Consider the following 19,772-nt stretch of genomic DNA (forward strand, 5'->3'; position numbering starts at 1 on the left):
CGATCGCAACGGGAGTGGAACGCGGTGCCGCCTAACAAAGGGATGGAGCTGACAGGCAAAAGCGACACGCCCTTTGCAAAGAGAAGAGCAAAGGGCGTGTCGCTTTTGCCTGCAGCTCATCCCAGGCGTTGGGCAGACGCGCGATCAGTTCCAAGTCTGAAACCCGGAAATGGAGGGAGACCATGTCTCAACTGCTTGCGACAGTGTTTGCATTAATGCTAATCGGTCTTAACAGTTGTAGCCGATCATCTTCTGCGGAGGATTCACATATGACTGCTGATTTGGAACGTCTCAATCAGATGTGGGAGCGAGCTTGGCTAGACAAGGATGTAGCGCTGGTCGAAAAACTGATGGCAGATGAGTATGTGTATATCGCCGCCAACGGCCAAATGCTGGATCGCCAGGCCATCCTCAAGATCATTCGGTCGCCAAGCTATCACCTAGACAACGGCACACGCACCGAAGTGATAATCAAACCTGTCGGGGAGGATGCCGCCGTGGTTGTGCATCGCTCGCAGGCGGAAGGCGGGTTCGAGGGGAAGTCCTTCAAAGATGACCATAGATGCACAATGCTATGTGTCCGGCGTGGCGGTGAGTGGCGAGTGATATTAGAGCAATGTTCGCCAAACAATCCATGAGGCACTTGCGGGATCAGATTCAGGGCGGCGGGCGCTGCCCAACAACTTAAGAATGACAACACGGCGTTCGACGCGAGCGCGCAAACGCACGCTTCATTGTGACTCGGTGTGCCGCTCGCGCGCCGCGTCAACTTTCCGTTAGCACGCCGCCGAACTTGCGATAAGCATTCTTGAGAGACGGAGTAAGCGCTTCCTTTAAGGCACAAAGTCCGCTGCCCAATACCTCGCAGACAAAGAACCTCGTGCGAATGAAAAAGTTCCCGTGCGCATTTACGCCGAGCCGAAAGCGTTCTTCACCAACTGCTGCTGCTCCATCTGATGAATAGTATGCGAGCCAGTAGCGGGGCTAGCGCTCGGCGGCCGGCCGACATAGAGCAGATTTCGCTCAGGCCCGACAAGTTTCAGAAGGCGCGGCTCCATGAATGACCATCCGCCCATGTTCTCAGGCTCTTCCTGGACCCATCGAACGTCACTCCCGTTTGGGAAGCGATTGAGTTGCTCAACCAGAAGGTTCCTCGGAAAGGGATAGAATTGTTCCACACGCACGATAGCGCTGCTCGAGTCATCACGCTTCTTTCGCTCGGCGACCAAGTCGTAGTGGACCTTGCCGCTGCACAGCAAAACTCGAGTCACCTTAGCTGAGACGGCCGAGTCATCGCCGATCACCGGCAGGAATCCGCCGCTAGTGAACTGCTCAATTGCGGACGCAGCTTCGGGATGCCTCAGCAGGCTCTTCGGTGTTATCACCACCAGCGGCTTGATTACCTTCTGTAGTCCCTGCCGCCTCAGCACGTGAAAGTACTGTGCGGCAGTCGACGGGTTCACAACCTGCATATTCCCTTCCGCGCAAAGCTGAAGGAAGCGCTCGATCCTCGCGCTTGAATGCTCCGGACCCTGGCCTTCGTAGCCGTGCGGCAACAACAGCCCGAGGCGAGTCCGCTGGTTCCACTTCTCTTCCCCGGGTGCGATGAACTGGTCCACGATCACTTGAGCCGCGTTGATGAAGTCGCCGAATTGCGCCTCCCACAGCACCAGCGCGGAGGGCGCCGCGATGCTGTAGCCGTACTCGAAGCCGAGCGCCCCCGCTTCAGACAAAGGGCTGTCGTAGATCTCGTACTTCGCGCCCTTCTCCGATAGCTGAGCGAGCGGCGCCCATTCCTCGCCCGTCTGCGTGTCCGTGAACGCCGCGTGACGATGGCTGAACGTACCACGAACGGTATCCTGACCTGTGAGCCGCACCCGCGTGCCTTCGATCAGCACCGAGCCGAACGCGAGCGCTTCTGCCATGCCCCAATCGACCGGCGTCGCGCCTTCAACCATCTTGGCTCGCCGTGCAAGCAAGCCGACGATCTTGGGATTCAGATTGAACCCGCGAGGCACCGTAGTGATTGCATGCGCGATCGTGCGAAGCGTCTGTTGATCGACGCCGGTCGCGATCACTTCAACGGTTTCAGGTTCGGGCTCGTGAGCGGGCAGCGCGATTTGAGTGTCTTGTTTCTCGACGATCGCTTTCGCTCCAAGCTGTGCGTTCTCGTAGCGCCGGGTTCGCTCATCCATAAGCGTTGCGATTAAGTCTTCGGTCATCACGCCCTCAGCGATCAGCTTCTTTGCGTACAGCGCCCGAACGCCGGGGTGCTCGCGGATTCGCTGATACATCACCGGCTGAGTGTAAGTCGGCTCGTCGCCTTCGTTGTGACCCAGCCGCCGAAACCCGATCACGTCGATCACCACGTCCTTCTGATACTTCTGCCGATAGTCGAGCGCGATCTGAAGCACGTTGTAGGCGCCTTCGACATCGTCGCTGTTCACGTGAAAGACCGGCGCCTGGATCATCTTCGCGATGTCGGTGCTGTAAGTCGACGAACGTCCTTCTTCGGGCGGCGTGGTGAAGCCGAGCTGGTTGTTTGTGACGATGTGAATCGTCCCGCCGGTTTTGTAGCCGAGCAACTGCGACAGGTTGAGCGTCTCAGCCACGATGCCTTCGCCCGCAAACGCCGCGTCGCCGTGAAGCAGAACCGCCAGCGTGCTCGAGCGCTCGCCGTCGATGTCTTGCCGCGCGCGAACAATTCCCTCGACGACCGGATTGACGAATTCGAGGTGGCTGGGGTTCGGTACTACCGCGAGCGCGACCTCGCGGCCGCTTGCAGTCTCACGCACGCCGCTCGCGCCCTGATGATACTTAACGTCGCCCTGGTCGTGTGGAAAGTTTGGATGAATCGATCCTTCAAAGCTTGTAAAGATCCGCTCGCACATTTTGCCGATTACATTCGCGATCACGTTCAACCTGCCGCGGTGGGCCATGCCGATCGTTATGTCGTCGATGCGGCGCACGGCGGCGCTCTCGATCAATTGATCGAGCACGGCGATGACAGTTTCGTTGCCCTCGATTGAGAATCGCTTTTGTCCGAGATACTTCGTCCCGAGGAATTTTTCAAACAACTCGGCTGAGATGAGCTTCCACAAAATCTGCTTCTTCACTTCAACGGGAACTGGCGGCCGTGCCGTTTCAACCCGCGCGCGAATCCACTCCTTCTCCTCGGGAGTCTGGATGTTGCGATACTCGATGCCGACCTTCCCGCAGTAGTACTCGTGCAGACGGTCGACGATCTCCCGCAGCGCCGCCGTCTCCGCTTCCCCGACGCCGCCGATGATGAACTGGCGGTCGAGGTCCCAGATCGTCAGACCGTAGGTCTCGATGTCGAGCTCGGGGTGATACTGGACAGTTTTGCAGCCAAGCGGGTCGAGGTCCGCGATCAAGTGTCCGCGAACTCGATATGCGTTGATCAGCTCGAAGACGCGCGCCTGCTTGCGGACAACATCGATGTGGCGCTCTTCACCCAGTATCGCCGGGTTGACGTCCATCGCCCATCGATACGGCCGATAGCGGATGCCGAGGTCGGCGAAGATATCGTCATAAAATTCGTGTTGACCGCGAAGCAACTCGTCGATCAGCGCCAGGAATCCGCCCGACTCGGCGCCCTGGACGATGCGATGATCGTAGGTGCTGCTTATGGTCATCGCCTTGCCGATGCCAATGCGCGAGAGACCTTCGGGCGACATCGCCTGGTACTCGGGCGGATAAGCGATCGCGCCGGTTGCGACGATCACCCCTTGCCCGGACATCAATCGCGGATTCGACGCCGTCGTGCCGATCGTGCCCGGATTGGTCAAACTAATGGTCGTTCCTTGAAAGTCTGAGACCTGAAGCTTGCCGGCGCGCGCGCGGCGGATGACATCGTCGTAAGCATCGAGCAGTTGTGAAAAAGTCAGCGTGTCAGCTTCCTTGATGTTCGGAACAAGCAGCGTGCGAGTTCCATCCTTTCGAGCGACGTCGACCGCCACGCCAAAGTTCACTTGCCGGTGACGCACGCGAAACGCTTTTCCATCCACCTCCTCAAATGAATCGTTGAGCTGGGGGAAACTCTCGAGCGCTTTCAGAATCGCACGCACGACCACGTGGGTGTACGAGACCTTGCGGCCCGAGGTGGCGAGGTGTTTAGTGATGAGCCGGCGATTGTCATCCAACAGCTTGATTGCGATTTGCCGCTGCGAAGTAGCGGTCGGGACCGGTAGACTCGCTTCCATGTTCTCGGCTAGCCGAAGCGCGGGACCTCGGAGGGGTAAACGCTCGACCTGTTCCGATTGAGCAACCGCGGGACGGGGAGCGCTCGGCTGAGGGGCTGCCGCCTGCGCCTCAGCTTTGATGGAGACAGCTTGAGTCGAAGCAGAACCGCTCGCCGGCGGTGTTTGCGATGAAGGCGCGGTTTGGGCGGGGCTCGACGCCCAATCGTAAGTCGTATGCAGCCCGCCCCGCGGTTGTGCCGGCTCGGTCGATCGCCCTGCATTGTCCGAAGCCCTCGCTGGTTCGCTCGAGCCCGGCGTTTTGCCGGTCGCGGCTCCAGTTGTGTCGTTGCCAACGAGCAACTCGCGAAAGTATGCGCTCCATTCCTGGTCAACCTCGGCCGGGTTGCGCTCATACTGGCGCAGAAGCTCGCTGACGTAATCAGCGTTGACGCCGAACTCGTCGGCGATTAATTGATCGAGCTGCGCCTCGGTCATTTGTTTGATTGTGGCCATCGTTTTCCTCGTCGATAGAATTTAGAGTCTAATCCGCGCGGCAGCGGTTAACAACTGTGGGAGCTTGGCGACAATCCCAACGGGATTGCGGCTCAAAGCCCAAGGTTGCCGGACTCGGCTACCGGACGGCGTGCATGCCGGGGGCAATCCCAACGGGATTGCGACTCAGAGCCCAAGGTTGCCGTACTCGGCTACCTTGGGGACCGCGCGCACACAGGGCGACAATCCCAACGGGATTGCGACTCAGAGCCCAAGGTTGCCGTACTCGGCTACCTTGGGGACCGTGCGCACACAGGGCGACAATCCCAACGGGATTGCGGCTCAGAGCCCAAGGTTGCTTTACTCGGCTACCTTGGGGAGGGCGTGCGAAAACTATCAAGCCAATTGTGGTTGCGTCGCCGACCGCCGTTTGGATCGTTCAAAACATGTTTATCTTACCGATGCGGGACACAACCCCGTTGGGGTTGCGACTGAATCACCGCTGCCCCCCAAGGTAGCCGAGTACGGCAACCTTGGGCTCTGCGCTGCAATCCCTTTGGGATTGCCTTGCGGAGCTAGGCTGCAATCGCTTTGTTGCCGCATGGTAGATCATGCTGCGTTGGTTGCAGACCGCAGCCGTCCTGGCGTGTCGCTTGTTCGGCCGCTCCGTCGTGGGATAAACTTCAACGTGGCCCTTTCAATGAACCCGAGAGCACGCATTCGTCGTACAGATAGCGGCTCTCCGTTCATCAACTTTCGACTGGAGAAACATAGTTGAAGAAGTTAACGCTGACAATCCTCCTGCTCACCTTGCTGTCGCTCGCCGCGGCGGCTCAAACGCAAGCGCCCGGGCAGTCGGTCTCCGCTACCGCGCCAGTCGCCGCGTCTACCGATCTTCGGCAAGAGACCTTTGATGTGGTGTGGACAACGGTCAAAGAAAAGCATTTCGATCCCGACTTCGGCGGCGTCAACTGGGACAAGGTGCGCGAGCAATATGCCCCCAAAGTCGCCGCAGTCAAGAGCAATCAGGAGCTATACCTCATCCTTCAAGCGATGCTCGGTGAGCTTCATCAATCGCACTTCAGCATCATCCCACCCGAGGCGATCGTCGACGACGACTCGAAAGAACCCAAGGGCGGCGGCATCGGGCTCGACATTCGTCTGGTCGACGGACAAGTGATCATCAACAGGGTTGAGGCAGGCTCTAAGGCTTCCGTGGCCGGCTTGCGGCCCGGCTTTATCATCAAGAAGATTGACGACATGACGATCGATCAAATCCGCCAGCGCTTCGCGAAGAGCACCGAGTCGCCGGCCATCACCCGCACTCGAATAACCCGCGTTGCGCTTGCCCGCATCAACGGCAAACCGGAGACGACCGTTCGGCTCACCTACCTCGACGAAGCCGACCAAGCTCGCGAAGTAACGGTCGAACGCGAGAAGCTCAAGGGAGAGATGTCACCTCGCTTCGGGAACTTCCCGCCTCAATATGCCGAGTTCGAATCGAAGCGGCTTGCGGGAGGAATTGGCTACATCAGGTTCAACGTCTTCGTCACGCCGCTGATGGACAGAATTCGCGGAGCGATTCGCTCGATGCCCGACGCGCCCGGGATAGTCATCGACCTGCGCGGCAACCCGGGCGGTTTTGGCGGTATGGCTCCGGGCATCGCCGGACAGCTCGAAGCAAAGCAGACCTCGCTCGGCGTCATGAAGGGCCGCGCGAGTCGGCTGGCCTTCATCGCCTTTCCGCAGAAAGACGCGTACCTCGGCCCGGTCGTCATACTGGTTGACGGAGGCAGCGCTTCGACCAGCGAAATCTTTGCGGCCGGGCTTCAGGAGAACGGGCGGGCCACGATAGTCGGGGAACGAACGATGGGAGCAGCGCTGCCGTCGATCTTTGGCAAGCTCCCAACCGGCGCGCTGTTTCAGTACGCCATTGCGGATTTCAAAACTCCAAACGGCGTGTTGATCGAAGGAGTCGGCGTGAAACCCGACATCGAAGTCAAACTCACTCGCCGCGCTTTGCTCGAGGGTCGCGATCCTCAGCTTGACGCTGCGGTAAGCATCATCGATCAGAAGAACTCGAAACAACGGCGGGTGTCGGCTGGCAGGTGACTCTTGCTGGTCACTTCCCATGCACTAGCCGCTCGCATTGAGAAAGGATGAACTTATGAAACGAACTCTCACGCTCATGATTCTTTGTCTGGCAGTCGCAGTCACCGCGCTGGCTCAACAGAAGCCCGCTGATCAAGGCGCCAAGCCGCCTGATCAAACCATGAAACCGGCAGCCGCGATGCCTACTGTCGATCAGATTCTGGACAAATACGTGCAGGCGCTTGGCGGAAAGGCCACGATCGAGAAGTTCACCAGCTCGGCGTCAAAAGGCTCATTCGAAATCCCGACTTTCGGCGCGAGCGGGACGGCCGAGATCTGGGAGAAGGCGCCGAACAAGACGGCCTTGAGGTTGGACATCCCCGGCTTCGGAATCGTGCAAGAAGGCTTCAACGGAACCGTTGCCTGGTCTCAGGATCCGCAGAGCGGGTTCCGCGAAAAGACCGGCGCGGAACTCGCCACTACGAAGCTTGATGCGGATTTCTACAAGCCGATAAGGCTCAAACAGCTCTATCCAAAAATCACAGTAAAGGGCAAAGACAAGATCGGCGACAAGGATGTTTACGTGCTGGAGGCGGCGCCGGCAGAAGGTTCACCGGAAACGTGGTACTTCGATGCGGCGAGCGGTCTGCTGTCGCGCATGGATATCGAGCGCGAGTCGCCGCAGGGCAAGATGGCGGTGCAGGTCTTTACGGAGGACTACAAGGACGTCGATGGAATGAAGGTCCCGCACACCGTCCGTCAGGTGACTCCCGCCTTCACGATCATCATCAAGGTTGATGAAGTGAAGCACAACGTTCCGATCGACGAAAGCAAGTTCAACAAGCCCGCGGCGCAGTAATAACTAATCCAGGAGAATCGGCGCGCGGACGGACGGCCCATCCGCGCGCCGCCCTTCCACTCAACCTCGTTCAGTGACCGGGTTTCGAGCGTGGCAGGCTCGGTTCCTGAATGCTATTCTTGCAGACTTCTCAGCCAGATCCCGACGGAGGTTGTTATGAAGCGAATCGTGGTCGCCGCTTGCTTGCTTGCCGCGCTGTTCCCGCCCGTCACATTTTCAATCCCTCGCCCTCAAGCCTCGGCTACCCGCGCTCGAGAATACCGGAAAGCACACGAAGCGGAAATCATCGCCGAGCTTACGGACCTGCTCTCAATCCCGAATGTCGCGTCGGACACGGTGAACATCCGGCGCAACGCCGCGAGATTGATCGAGATGATGAGCCGCCGGGGAATCGAGGCGCGATTGCTCGAAGGCAAGGGCTCACCCGCCATTTTTGGCGAGTTGAAGACGCCTGGCGCGACTCGGACGGTAGGCATCTATGCGCACTACGATGGGCAGCCGGTTGAACCGTCGAAGTGGTCAAGCGATCCATTCAAACCCACGCTGCGTGATAAGCCGCTCGAAGCGGGCGGTCGAAACATACCCTTTCCACGAGCCGACGAGAAGTTTGATCCCGAGTGGCGCATCTACGCGCGGTCTGCTTCTGACGACAAGGCGCCCATCATCGCGATGCTTACGGCGCTCGATGCTCTGAAAGCCTCAAACGCGAACCCCACCTCGAATCTCAAATTCCTTTTGGACGGCGAAGAAGAAGCGGGTTCGCCTCATCTGGGCGATATCGTTAACCGCAACGCTCAACTGCTCGGCGCGGACGTGTGGATCTGCGCGGACGGGCCCGTGCACCAGTCGCGGCGGCAGCAACTCTATTTCGGCGTGCGCGGGATAGTCAAAGTAGACATCACGGTCTATGGCGCGAATCGCGCCCTGCACAGCGGGCACTACGGCAACTGGTCGCCGAATCCCGGTATGCGGCTGGCGAAACTGCTCGCGAGCATGAAAGACGACAACGGCCGGGTGTTGGTGGAAGGCTTCTACGACGGGGCTGTGCCTCTTGGCGCGGAGGAAAAGAAGGCGTTGAAAGAGATGCCCGGTACCGACGCCGACTTGATGCGAGAGTACGGGTTGGCGGCCACCGACGGCGGGGGGCGGTCGCTCGGCGAACTGATCAACGAGCCGTCGCTCAACATCGACGGCCTGCGCAGCGAAGACGTCGGCCGGCAGTCGCGTACAATCATACCGGCCGAAGCGACAGCCACCGTCGATCTCCGGCTGGTCAAAGGAATCGAGCCCCGGCGGCAGGTGGATCGGCTGATCGCGCACATCAAGAAGCAGGGCTACTTCGTCGTGGGTGAAGAGCCGAATGCGGAAACTCGATTGAAGCATCCGCTGATCGCGCGTGTCGCGAGTGAAGAAGGTTATCCGGCGGTGCGCACGCCGATGAATCTTCCAATAGTGAAGCAGATAATCAACGCGGTCGAGAGGGCCATCGGGCGGCAGCCGGTGATGCTGCCGACGATGGGCGGCAGCGGTCCGTTGTGGGCGATCGATGTCACAACGAAAGCTCCTCAAGTGGGAGTGCCGATCGTTAATCACGACAACAATCAGCACAGCTCGAATGAGAATCTGCGAATTCAGAATCTGTGGGATGGCATAGAGATCTTCGCGGCGTTGCTGACGATGTAGGATCGACTTCAGTGTGTGAGTTCGTATTCCAGTACGGTGTCCGCGAGCCCCAGTGACGAGCCTGGAACTACCAGCGGCGTCTGCGAAGCAGCGTTGCCACGAGGAGCCCGCAGTCTACTGTTGTCCCACGTGCCGGTTTCAGTGATGGCTGCGAGCGCCGTCGCCAACAGCACCGCAGCCTCTAGCATCAGTCTCTGGTGAGATTGTGTGTACTCAGTCAGCGCGGACGAATAGACCGACACAGCTCCGTACATCGTGGCGTTCTTCATGATCGGGAAGACTGCAAGCGTAAGATAGCCTGCGATCTGCTCGCCGAGTGACGGTGGGAGGTCGAGTTTCGGATCAGTGTTGCAGAACGGTGCGCGATTAGCAAGCACCCAGCCTGTCACGCCTTCGCCGGACGCGATCTTGCGTCCTTCTAGGAACATCGAGTGTGAGCCGGCCGCGTGTACGACTACGTTGTTGCCGGTCTCCGGCTCAACCAGCGTGATAGCACACATACAATAGGGTACAACCGCCTTGAGCTTCTCTGTGAACGCCGCCACCATTTCATCGCGATAGCGGGCGCCTATCACTGCCTGCGCGAGCTCGCATAACGCATTCATTTCATCGCGAACTTTTTCGCCTGGAGGGCAGTCTTGCTCTGCAAAGCCTGCTGCGGGAGGGACTCGGCGCGCGGCTTCGGAAAGCTGCTCAATTGGTTCGATCCCGAACGTTGGCAGCGGCGAGCCGCGATGCGCCCGAATCTCCGCTTCGAACTCCGGCAAGTGAGCGATGAAAATACCTACCACGCGCGGATCGTATTGCGTGCCGCGTCCGCGCATGATCAGGTCAATAGCTTCTTCGCGAGACATGCCTTTGCGGTACTGGCGGTCCTCCCGCACGGCATCGAAGCAGTCCACAACAGTCAATATCCGCGCAGTCAAAGGTATACCTTCGCCGCTCAGACCGTCAGGATAACCTTTGCCATCCCAGCGCTCGTGATGATGCCTCACGACAGGCACGACCGGGTAGGGAAACTCGACACGGCTGAGGATCTGCGCCCCGGCGATTGTATGGATCTTCATCTTCTCGAACTCGGCGGCGTTGAGCTTGCCGGGTTTATTTATAATATAGTCTGGCACGGCGATCTTGCCTATGTCGTGCAGAAGCGCGCCTGCCTTGAGCGCGGCGATCTCGGCGGGCGAGCATCCCATAATGCGCGCGACACCTGCGGCGTAGATCTGCACGCGAACGACGTGCTCGTGAGTTACTTCGTCTTTAGCATTGATCGCGACCGCCAGGGCTTCAATTGTTTCGCGATGCGCTTTCTCCATCACCTCTATTCGCTTTTGTATGCTGTCTTGATACAGTCGCTGGCCGAAATACAAAGCTATGAAGAGAGGCCCGCCTATTACGGCGATGATTTTCAAGTCATGTTGAAGTGCATAGTACATCAAAGCGGCGACGGCACTTGTGGGGAGAAACATGGGAACGGCCCAAAGAAACCCTTTGAATACATCGGCTGCGCGATTATCTTGGCGCAACACGAACAAAGTGGACAACAACGCCACGTTCATCGCAATCTGCACCACGCTCCCTACCAGCATTGCGACGGCCGCCGCGAGTAGAGTGCGATTGAGCCCCGTCCCTGCCTCCTCGCCAAAGCCGTAGTGCAGCGTGGCGCCGAGAGTGAAAGAAGCGGCGGCGGCAGCGAGCGACATCATGCCGGATGAGAAAAGGTCGCTGGAAAGACGGCGCACAGTGCGACGCGATGAAGTGAATCCCTCAATACCAGCAAGAGCCACTGCCGGAGAGGGCCCAAACCAGCACGCCACCAGAAGGACGATTGCATCTGTTAGAGTGAACACAATCCTGTCTTGTGTGAACTTGAGACCTACGGGCAATCGGAAGTGTTGAACGAACAGACCGGCAGTGATTATCACCGGCACCAGTGCCAGAAAAGTGAGTTGCTCTCGCCACCCATAGCTCTTGCAAATCGTCGCAACGGCAATAAGCCACGCGGCGAACCCTGCCGCGCTGACTGCCACTTGATACCCGTAACTATTCCGATTTGTTCGTCCGTTCGTCATTACCGCCCGCCTTGCCAGCTACTCCTTCCTTAGTTCTTCAGGTGCAAAAAGATTGTGTCGTAATAACCGCAAAGCGTGAAACCAGCCTTGTGATAGAAGGCTTGCGCTTGCTTATTCTGCTCGTTCACGAGGAGGCATATTGACTTCGCGCGTTGTAGGAGGTTGCGGCTCAACTGAGAAAGACAGCGTAACCCATAGTCTTTGCCGCGCTCGTCAGGGTCGACGTAGATTCCTTCGAGATAAACGCAATCGGGCGTGTCGCACATGATGTCGGCGTTGAAGATCAACCGCCCGTCTTCTATCCATACCCAGACACGGCCCTGCTCGATACGGCGCAGCCATCGCTGTTGAAAGCCTGCGGCATCGGCCTCGAGCGGGTCGACTCCGCTTTCGGCAATAACCATTTGGGCATACACAGGCAATACGATCTCTAAATCATCTGACGTGGCGAGGCGCAGGCCTCCCACCGGCTCGGGCACTTCCAAGGGCTGCCGCTGTTCGAATAAGAGCTCGCGGCAAGCTCGACGCGGCGTTTGCCCGCTCCGCGCATAGTAACTCCAAAAGCGCTCGACCTTTTCGCGCTCACCCAAAATCATGTAGGTGGAGGGACAGTATTGGGCGAGCTGAGCAAAAGCCGCCAAGGCGCCTTCGCTCGCTTCCACGAGCGTGGCATGGCCCATCAGGGCGACTCCTTCCAACCGGCCATTCCTATCCCGGCAACCGTAAAACGTGCCGCGATTGAAATCGCTCACCAGGCCGTTGTCGCGGATGAAACCAGCCATGAAAACGGTGTGGACCGGGCGCTCGCCAAGAAAAGCAAGAACTTCAGCCTGGTGCTCAGCGCTGAGCGCGTGGATTGTCAATAAGCTGGCGCTTTCCGAAAGCGGCTCAAACGCCATTGCTGCGAATTCTTGTCTATCAGCCGCTGACAACATGAAGCTGCTCCTTATGGTTTCTGACGCTATCAGTTCGAGTCAACACACGTCACAGACGTAACGTGAGGTCTCGGTGCCTCGCCGACATTTTCAGAATAGACTACGGTTCCACTATCTCGATGGTGTCGCCAGGCTCACCGCCCACTGTCGCACCGTTTGACTGCGCAATGGTATCGCCCAGCAACATTCCGTCGCCCAGCAACATTCCGTCGCCTAGCAACATTCCGTCGCCTAGCAACATTCCGTCGCCTAGCAACATTCCGTCGCCTAGCAACATACCGCAGGCGAGGAAAGGCGAGCCATCACCCAGCAGCATTCCGCTACTGACTAGAATGTTGTCGCCCAGCAGCATCCCGCTCGACATCATCGTAGTATCACCCAGCAGCATGCCGTTGCTGAGGAGAATACCGTCCCCCAGCAACATTCCCAGGCCGTAGATCTTCTGGTACTGGGTGATGAGATTGTCTCCAGTGACATAAGTGTAGTTTGTGATGATGCCCCGTCCCCAATTAAATGTTTGTGTGGCGATAGTTGATTGAGGGACAGGAGGCGTATTCGTGATCAACAGAGGCGAACCGAGCGCTGTGCTATTGGTCAGATCAGTGCGAACCGCTTTGGCCAGACGCATTGCCCCTTCGATGTTCACCTCTCCCGCGCCCTGCTCGAGCATATTGAAGCCAGCCAGCGGCTGCGCGGTGTACATTAAGATCGCCTTGACCATGTTCGGGGTCAGATTTGGATTGGCCTGCAGCAACAACGCCGCAGCGCCCGCTACTATAGGCGTAGCCATCGACGTGCCGCTCAGGAACATCATGTCTTTCTGTTCAACAGCGGTCTTAGTGGCGTCTAATTGCGGATTCGTTGTTACGAGCAGGTTGCCCTGCGCTTCGGCCGAGATAAGCTTGTTGCCGGGAGCAACGACGTCAGGTTTGATCAGGTTGTCGTAGTGCTTGACGCCTTGCGTGTCCGTCCAGTAGCTGCGCGTCGGACCGCGTGAGCTGTACGTTGCGACGCTATCGTCGCTTCGCGCATCGGTTGCGTAAGTGTTGGACGCGCCAACAGTGATCGCCGACGGCTCGTTGCCCGGTGAATGTATAGATCCGTAAATTTTTTGGCCGAGGCTGTTTTTGCCGTTATTCCCGGCGGCGGCCACGCATACTATACCTGCGTCAACCAGCCGACGCACAGCACGGCACGCAGGGTCGTTCCTGTAAGAATCAATAGACAGAGCGCCGAGACTCATGTTGACCACACGGATGTTGTAGGTCGCGCGATTGGTCATCACCCAATCAAGAGCGCTCAAAAGCGCGGACGTAGTACCCTTACCCTGCGAGTTCAAAACACGAAGGTTAATCAGGTTAGCATTGGGCGCAATGCCCTGGTACGCGCTCGGGACGCCGGTGCCCGTGCCGTTACCGCCCACCAGTCCAGCGACGTGAGTGCCATGGCCAAATGGGTCACTTGTATTTATCCCCTCGCCCGTGAAGTCCACGTTCGCTACGATACGACTGCTGGCATTGCCGCCGGTATTAAACGAAAGGTGCGGGTTGTAGATACCGGAATCAAGTACTGCGATGCCGATGCCCGTTCCGTTGAGTCCGCCGTTACCAGACTGTTGACGCATCGCCTCTGCGCCGGTCGTCTTCTCGACGTGGCCGAGCAACTCAACATCTCTGTCCAAGGAAATGTAGGACACTTCCTTGAAGCTGGCTATTTGGCTGACGACGCTCAGGGGCGCCTCGATCACTCTGGCATTGAGGTAATAGAAGCGACCTTTTTCCGACACGCTATTGCTGTTCAGCAGCCCGTTGAGCCTGCCGCTCGGCTGTTGATTGAGTTGAACAATTGCTCTTAGGACCCCTTCTTTCGCCGCCATCGTGCCGAAACCATGTCCGTCAGGCGAAGTGTCGACCTGCGCGCGAAGGTCCGGGGACAACTTGTCTCCTTGCGTCGAGTCATCGTTGGATGGGTCAGAAGACTCATCGGCTTGAGTTCTCTCGAGTTGAGCGGGCGGGTCGTCAGATTGCGCTTGAGCTGAGCCAGTCAGCACAATGCCTGCGCACAAACTGAGCAAAAGCGTGAATGAAGTGAACCAGGCTATCGATGGGGAACGTCTCATCCTGTTCATTTCGGCCTCCAAGAACCACGAATTGAAAAGTACAAACATGCAAATCGAATTAGAACCCAGCATCAGCTAGGGCAAGGTCCGTGCCTGACCGCACTCATTTCGCAATTGGCGATATGATTCGGATTAGGATAGTGGTACCTGTTCGGGGCTGAATGCAGGCTGACCTTGGAGATTGACCGTTTTAGGCAGAGTTCCGTCAATTTGACGGGTGGCGAGAAACATTGGGCTACTGCGGCTTTGAACGTGGCTGAAGCCACGGAACCGGCTCGAAAGCCAAATTGCGTGGCTTCTTTCGACTTGCGTTTAACTGGCGCCCGGCTGAGGACGACTCTCAACTGATCATTTGCTCTTCGATCCGGCGGCGGCAGCTTTCGCCTCGGCGTTTTTCCGGCGGTGCGCGTCGAACCAATCGAAGACATCCTTGAAGGTCGGAGCCACGACGTTGCCGTGGTCGCCGCCGGGAACTTCGACGTACTTGATCTCCATCCCGAGCTTTTTGCCCATCGCGACCATCACCCGAGAGCGCTCAACCGGAACCGTCGCGTCATTGTCGCCGTGAACCACGATCTCAGGAATGTGAGCGATCTTGGACATCCCCGCTGGAATATTGGATCCACCGGACACGGGAGCGATCGCCGCGAACACATCAGGATGGCTCATAGCGACCGACCATGTGCCGAAGCCGCCCATAGAGTGTCCGGTCAAGTAGACGCGATCCGCATCGATGTTGTAATCGCGTCTCACTTCGGCGATCACATCCATTACGTCCTTCTCGGCGTCGCCCATGTACATCGAAGCCGGCTTGCGGCCCTTCGGACAGGCGACAATGTATCCGCGCTTCTCAGCTTCAAGCTTGAACGCGCCTTGCCCGTAAGCTTGAAAATAACTGTTCTCATCTCCGCCCATACCGTGAAGCGCGATCACCAGTGGAAACGGTTTCGATTTGTCGTAAGCGGACGGCACGAACACTTGATAAGGTTGAAGCGCGTTGTCCACTTTCGAGCGGTAGGCCTTCTTGAATTCTCCTCGACGCGCAGCGAACGGATCGTTGCCCGCGCCGAGAGTGTCGAGCAACGAGTTTGCTTCCTTGAGCGAGTCGCGGAAATCTATCCGCTCGAAGTTGATCTCGCCGGCTCGGGCGAGCTCGAAAAGCGATATGCGATACTCGGCCGAAGGCACCGCGGCAACGAGGCCGACTTGACGCTTGGCCTTGAGCGCCGTTTCTATCTTTGCCGCGCGGGCCTTCGCTTCAGCAAACTCGGAGGCAAGCCCTCGTTCGATGTGAATCGTCGCGTACTTGACTATAGGCTCGTCGCCCAATTGAATTCGCACAGCTATTCGGTAGTTCCCAGCTCCGATGTCGGGCACGACGACTTCCGCGGATAGAGGGTGCGACATAAAGTCAGGATCGAGCGAGTCAATAGTCTTGAGATCCTTTACCGTCTCGTCGCCCTTCATCTTGAGCAGCGAAACGTTGGCGGTGAGTTTGCCGCTCGGCTTTTCGTCGAGCGCGTACATCTGAGTGATTCGAACCGCGACCTTTTCGCCAGGATCGAGCATCGCACGGTCGAGCTTGACGGTGAGCGCCGAGGTAAGCGCGCGCGCCGGCGTCCATTCCGTTCCACGCATCAACGCCAACGCGTGATAGAGGTGTTTGAGCGCATCGCCGTACTTGCCTTCCGCGTTCGCCGCCCGAGCCAACTCGCCGAGGCGGTCGACTTCGGCGCGCGCCTCCGGGGTCAGCTTAGCCATGACGGCCGGCGTGTTCTTCATCGTTCCATAGCCCACCGAAACGCGTAGCACCTGGCCGGAGTCTTGCGCGAACACGATCGCGCAGCAGGCGATCACAATTGCCGTCTGAAAAATAAATCGTCGAGTCGCTTTCGAAATCATCGTTGGGGTTCTCCTTCTCACTTTATCGTGACCACGACTAAGTCTGTGGGGCACAGGGATGTTACTACCCATATTTGGGGCATTCAAGGTGATCGCTGCCTTGCAGATATGGCAATTCCCTCGATTCCCAATTCGGGTAATGAGCACGCTTCCATTTCACAACTCGAGCCTCAGGGACAGCCTCGAGCCCAAGAAGCTCACGCAGGTGCGCGGCAGCACTGCCAAGTTTGACTCTGACGAGGACCAGCTTATAATCCTTCAAGGTTGTATTGTCGATCGTTGCCTAGCTTCTGAATAAACTGTTCAATCGAGGAAATGCTATCGTGGAGGGTGAAAGAAAACGAATACTCTGTGTCGAGGATGACCTTGATTCGTGCGACATGCTGCGCGTTCTTCTGCAAGACTACGAAGTAGTAACCGCCAACAGCGCGCGAGACGGGCTGAGATTGGCGAGCACCGAGCGCTTTGATCTTTATCTTCTTGACAGTAGATACCCCGACGGAAGCGGCGTCGAACTCTGCCGGCAGTTGCGCCTCTTTGACACGCACACACCGGTTCTGTTCCATTCAGGACTAGAAGGTGAATCCGACATTCGTGATGCAATAAGCGCCGGAGCGCAAGGCTATCTGGTGAAGCCGATCGGCATCGATGAGCTGGAAAAGAACATAGAACGGCTTCTTGACGCGGGGTCAAATCTGAGCACCGAGAATTCCTGAAGCTCAATATGCAGCGGCAGACAAGGAGTGATCTACTGACCACAACCTACCGCCCACAATGATCAGCGCAATCGCGATGCCCAAGCCAAGCAAGTGGTACTCGAAGCAGTCACCTCAAGATCAGTCCCACGACACTGCCATCTGTTTCCAATAGCGATCTCAGCATAACGAGTCTACGTCGAGGCTGAATGCCATCTTGGTCCTTGTTAAGCACCTGGCAGCACCTGGCACGAGTGCGGCGCAAACGCTAGTTAAAGCGAAAAGGGATTCACACTCGCTTTGTTCAGACAGGAGAAGGATTGAGGTGTTCTGACTATGACGAATGACACGTCTGGTTCTCAGTTTCGCCTTAAGAGCCGTCGTCAGCGCAAAGCTGATTGACTTGCAAACACCATTCAGAACTATCTTTTGATTTGCCGCCAGGAGTAGAGCTTGACCCTGCCGATGGCATCACCCTGGTTCAGGTTCAGTTGGAAGCTGCCCGTGACCATATTGAGCGCGTCAACCGGCGAGTTGCTGACGTGCGGCCAGTTAAATGCGATCATCTGTCCATTGATAATTCCGTTGCCGCTCAACTTTACCGCCTCGCCTGCGTAGCTGACGCCGGTAAACGCGATGTTTGCCGCGAAATCGCCATTGACCCAGATGTCTTCCACGGCCATACGGAAGGCATTATTCAAATGGCGCAATGGCTCAGGGAAGGAAACCTGACTGACAAAGGGGCCATTGAGGTATTTGAAGGTCGTGGCTCCATCAGCCTCGACTGCTGATGCTGAACAGGCGACAGCAGCGAAACGTGCCTTAGTTGGTAAGAACAGCCCGTCGCGTTGAAGGAAGCCCCGCGTCCCGTCGCCTGTTACCGTTTGATTTGTCTCCAGGAGAACAATTTTATGTTCCCGACCGAGTTGCCGTTATTGAGCGTCAGATTGAAGCTGCCTGTTATGGTATTAGCTGAAACAGGCGATCCACTGACGTTACGGTTGCTCATCGAGATGACCTGTCCGTTGATGTCGCCACTCCCGCTCAATTCGACTTGTTCGCCCGCATAGCTGACTCCGGTGAAGGAGATCGCCGTGTTATTGTCGCCATTAATCTTGAGATCCTCCACCGCAGCCAACAACATATTGATACGAACGAATGGCGGAAGCAGCGGCGTATTTACGTTAACGAGGTTGGCAGTCATGTTTGGAGTTCCACTGATCACAATTGATCCTGTGGCCAGGATGCTTACATTAAGCGGCGCCCCATTCGAACCTACGTTGCCAGTCAGAACCACGCGCCCGCCATTTGGAGTGCTGGGATTTGCACCCGTTGGGCCATCGTTATAGTTGTCTTGACCGACGACGTAGTACGTTTTTCCACCTGCTAACATCCCGTTGTTATTGACGAGGATGCCCCAACTGGCATTCGTGCCGCCGGAGTAACTCCAGCCAGTGTCTGCCGTGACCATCTTTGCGACGGCAGTCACAGCGCCACCTGGCGTGGCGCGTGTAAACTCTACGGCCGCGTCATTGCTCTGTTGGACCTTAGTAGCTGCGGCGTCCGAATCAAGCTGACTGGCAAGTACCCCGTAGTCCACACCCAGTCTCTGGGCTAGCGAAGAAAGTCGTCTGGTTGCCTTGTTGCCATTTACGTCTCCCGTGGCGTCGTTGGGATCGGAGGTGTGGGCGCCATCCGCAAAGCTGGGATCTATGAGAATTCTATCCGCCCTCCTGATCAAGAAATCTTGAAGGCGGGGAGGGGTAGCAGGTCCTCCGGACGTCAAAGGCTCAGTTGTGACGAAGGCGGGGATATCGAGCCGCGCCTGGCCGCCACCATAGAATCCACCCACATGCCCGGCGGCGGCGGTAGTATCAGGCAGAATGTTGGAGCAAGCGGTAAAGGTCTGTTCAACTTGCCAGTTGTTTCCGCCTCCCTGGGCAATTACGAGATTGGCATTTGAGTGGATACCGCCATAGATACCGCTCACTTCCATGCTGCCGCCTACATTAATGTCTTCATTCGCGGCCAATGCCGGATAGGGCAAGAAGGCAACCCACCCTTCGAGCGTTACCGATGCATTGGCGAAGGTGCCGGTCGAGTAGATGACCAGTCGGTTGTTTAGATCAACACTCGGATTGTTGGGGTTTGGAAATGCGGGTACGCCAACAGTCTCCGGAAACGTGGCCGCCGGAATGAAATTCGGCACACTGGGGGTTGTCGCCCCCCATGGTTCGTCGTCGATAAGGTTCACTCTGTAATACGCGTCGGGCACTGGGACCGGCTGCCCAGTAGCCGGATCGATCCTGGCGCTGCGGAGTTGGTAACCACGGCTCGGGTCTTCATTAACGATCATGTTGGCCCCCGCTGTGAACCACGCCGAGTTGGCGGCGCTAAAAGGATTGTAGTTGCCCAACAGGTATGATTGGTCCAGTGGCCCTGGACGAAGCAGAAGCAAATCGGTGAAGCCAGGATTAGGGGTGTTTGGCGGCGGGATGTAGTTCATGACCAGGCTCGCTGCGTGATTCAGCCCCGCCTCCGCGGCCTCGAGTGCGACGGTCTGATTTCCGTATGTGTTACTCACACCCAGTTCGGAAATTGCCGTCAGACTCATGCCCATCGTGAGTGCAAGGAGAAGCGCTAGCGTAAGCAGCGCCATAATCAGCGCGGCCCCGCGTTCGCCGTTGTCGCGTGTCTGCATCGTTTCGTCAGTCATAATAAC

The 19,772-nt window shown here is 57.5% G+C and carries 12 protein-coding genes; 6 read left to right on the top strand and 6 right to left on the bottom strand.

Translation table 11 applies throughout. The annotated features are described in order from the left end of the window. The first annotated feature begins 269 nt into the window (after positions 1-269). Entirely contained in the window at positions 270-638 is a 369-nt protein-coding gene (locus AABO57_05420) for a nuclear transport factor 2 family protein (GenBank protein MEK6285161.1), read from the top strand. A 270-nt stretch (positions 639-908) separates the two neighbouring features. Here the strand turns inward: AABO57_05420 and AABO57_05425 are convergent, their stop codons facing one another. Next, positions 909-4,715, bottom strand: a complete 3,807-nt coding sequence (locus AABO57_05425; GenBank protein ID MEK6285162.1) for a multifunctional oxoglutarate decarboxylase/oxoglutarate dehydrogenase thiamine pyrophosphate-binding subunit/dihydrolipoyllysine-residue succinyltransferase subunit — start codon at positions 4,713-4,715, stop codon at positions 909-911. Positions 4,716-5,468: 753 nt separating this feature from the next. On the opposite strand from AABO57_05425, the gene AABO57_05430 reads away from it, so the two are divergent. From AABO57_05430 to AABO57_05440, 3 genes are all read left to right on the top strand, one after another. Continuing rightward, positions 5,469-6,806 carry a S41 family peptidase gene (locus AABO57_05430; protein ID MEK6285163.1) on the top strand — a complete coding sequence of 446 codons (1,338 nt, stop codon included), beginning with the start codon at positions 5,469-5,471 and terminating at the stop codon, positions 6,804-6,806. Between the two features lie 55 nt (positions 6,807-6,861). After that, complete coding sequence (locus tag AABO57_05435; protein ID MEK6285164.1) at positions 6,862-7,644, top strand: hypothetical protein; 783 nt, start codon at positions 6,862-6,864, stop codon at positions 7,642-7,644. A gap of 156 nt (positions 7,645-7,800) precedes the next feature. Beyond that, positions 7,801-9,327, top strand: a complete 1,527-nt coding sequence (locus AABO57_05440; GenBank protein ID MEK6285165.1) for a M20/M25/M40 family metallo-hydrolase — start codon at positions 7,801-7,803, stop codon at positions 9,325-9,327. A gap of 8 nt (positions 9,328-9,335) precedes the next feature. Here the strand turns inward: AABO57_05440 and AABO57_05445 are convergent, their stop codons facing one another. The 4 genes from AABO57_05445 to AABO57_05460 all read right to left on the bottom strand — a co-directional run bounded on the left by AABO57_05445 (position 9,336) and on the right by AABO57_05460 (position 16,355). Further along, positions 9,336-11,399, bottom strand: coding sequence for an HD domain-containing phosphohydrolase (locus AABO57_05445; GenBank protein ID MEK6285166.1), 2,064 nt, complete (start codon positions 11,397-11,399; stop codon positions 9,336-9,338). Between the two features lie 29 nt (positions 11,400-11,428). After that, positions 11,429-12,334 (bottom strand): GNAT family N-acetyltransferase, encoded by a 906-nt coding sequence (locus AABO57_05450; protein MEK6285167.1) that lies wholly within the window; start codon positions 12,332-12,334, stop codon positions 11,429-11,431. A 100-nt stretch (positions 12,335-12,434) separates the two neighbouring features. Continuing rightward, positions 12,435-14,462 (bottom strand): S8 family peptidase, encoded by a 2,028-nt coding sequence (locus tag AABO57_05455; protein MEK6285168.1) that lies wholly within the window; start codon positions 14,460-14,462, stop codon positions 12,435-12,437. Between the two features lie 339 nt (positions 14,463-14,801). Further along, on the bottom strand, positions 14,802-16,355 hold the full coding sequence (locus AABO57_05460; protein ID MEK6285169.1) for a prolyl oligopeptidase family serine peptidase: 1,554 nt from the start codon (positions 16,353-16,355) through the stop codon (positions 14,802-14,804). Between the two features lie 323 nt (positions 16,356-16,678). Between AABO57_05460 and AABO57_05465 the strand changes: the two genes are divergently transcribed. Both AABO57_05465 and AABO57_05470 read left to right on the top strand, forming a co-directional pair. Continuing rightward, positions 16,679-17,071, top strand: coding sequence for a response regulator (locus tag AABO57_05465; GenBank protein ID MEK6285170.1), 393 nt, complete (start codon positions 16,679-16,681; stop codon positions 17,069-17,071). Positions 17,072-17,448: 377 nt separating this feature from the next. Then, positions 17,449-17,841 carry a hypothetical protein gene (locus AABO57_05470; protein MEK6285171.1) on the top strand — a complete coding sequence of 131 codons (393 nt, stop codon included), beginning with the start codon at positions 17,449-17,451 and terminating at the stop codon, positions 17,839-17,841. Positions 17,842-17,927: 86 nt separating this feature from the next. Here the strand turns inward: AABO57_05470 and AABO57_05475 are convergent, their stop codons facing one another. Continuing rightward, complete coding sequence (locus AABO57_05475) at positions 17,928-19,766, bottom strand: hypothetical protein (GenBank protein ID MEK6285172.1); 1,839 nt, start codon at positions 19,764-19,766, stop codon at positions 17,928-17,930. Positions 19,767-19,772: the final 6 nt, after the last annotated feature.

It is taken from the genome of Acidobacteriota bacterium (assembly GCA_038040445.1).
Lineage (GTDB): Bacteria > Acidobacteriota > Blastocatellia > UBA7656 > UBA7656 > Onstottus_A > Onstottus_A frigus.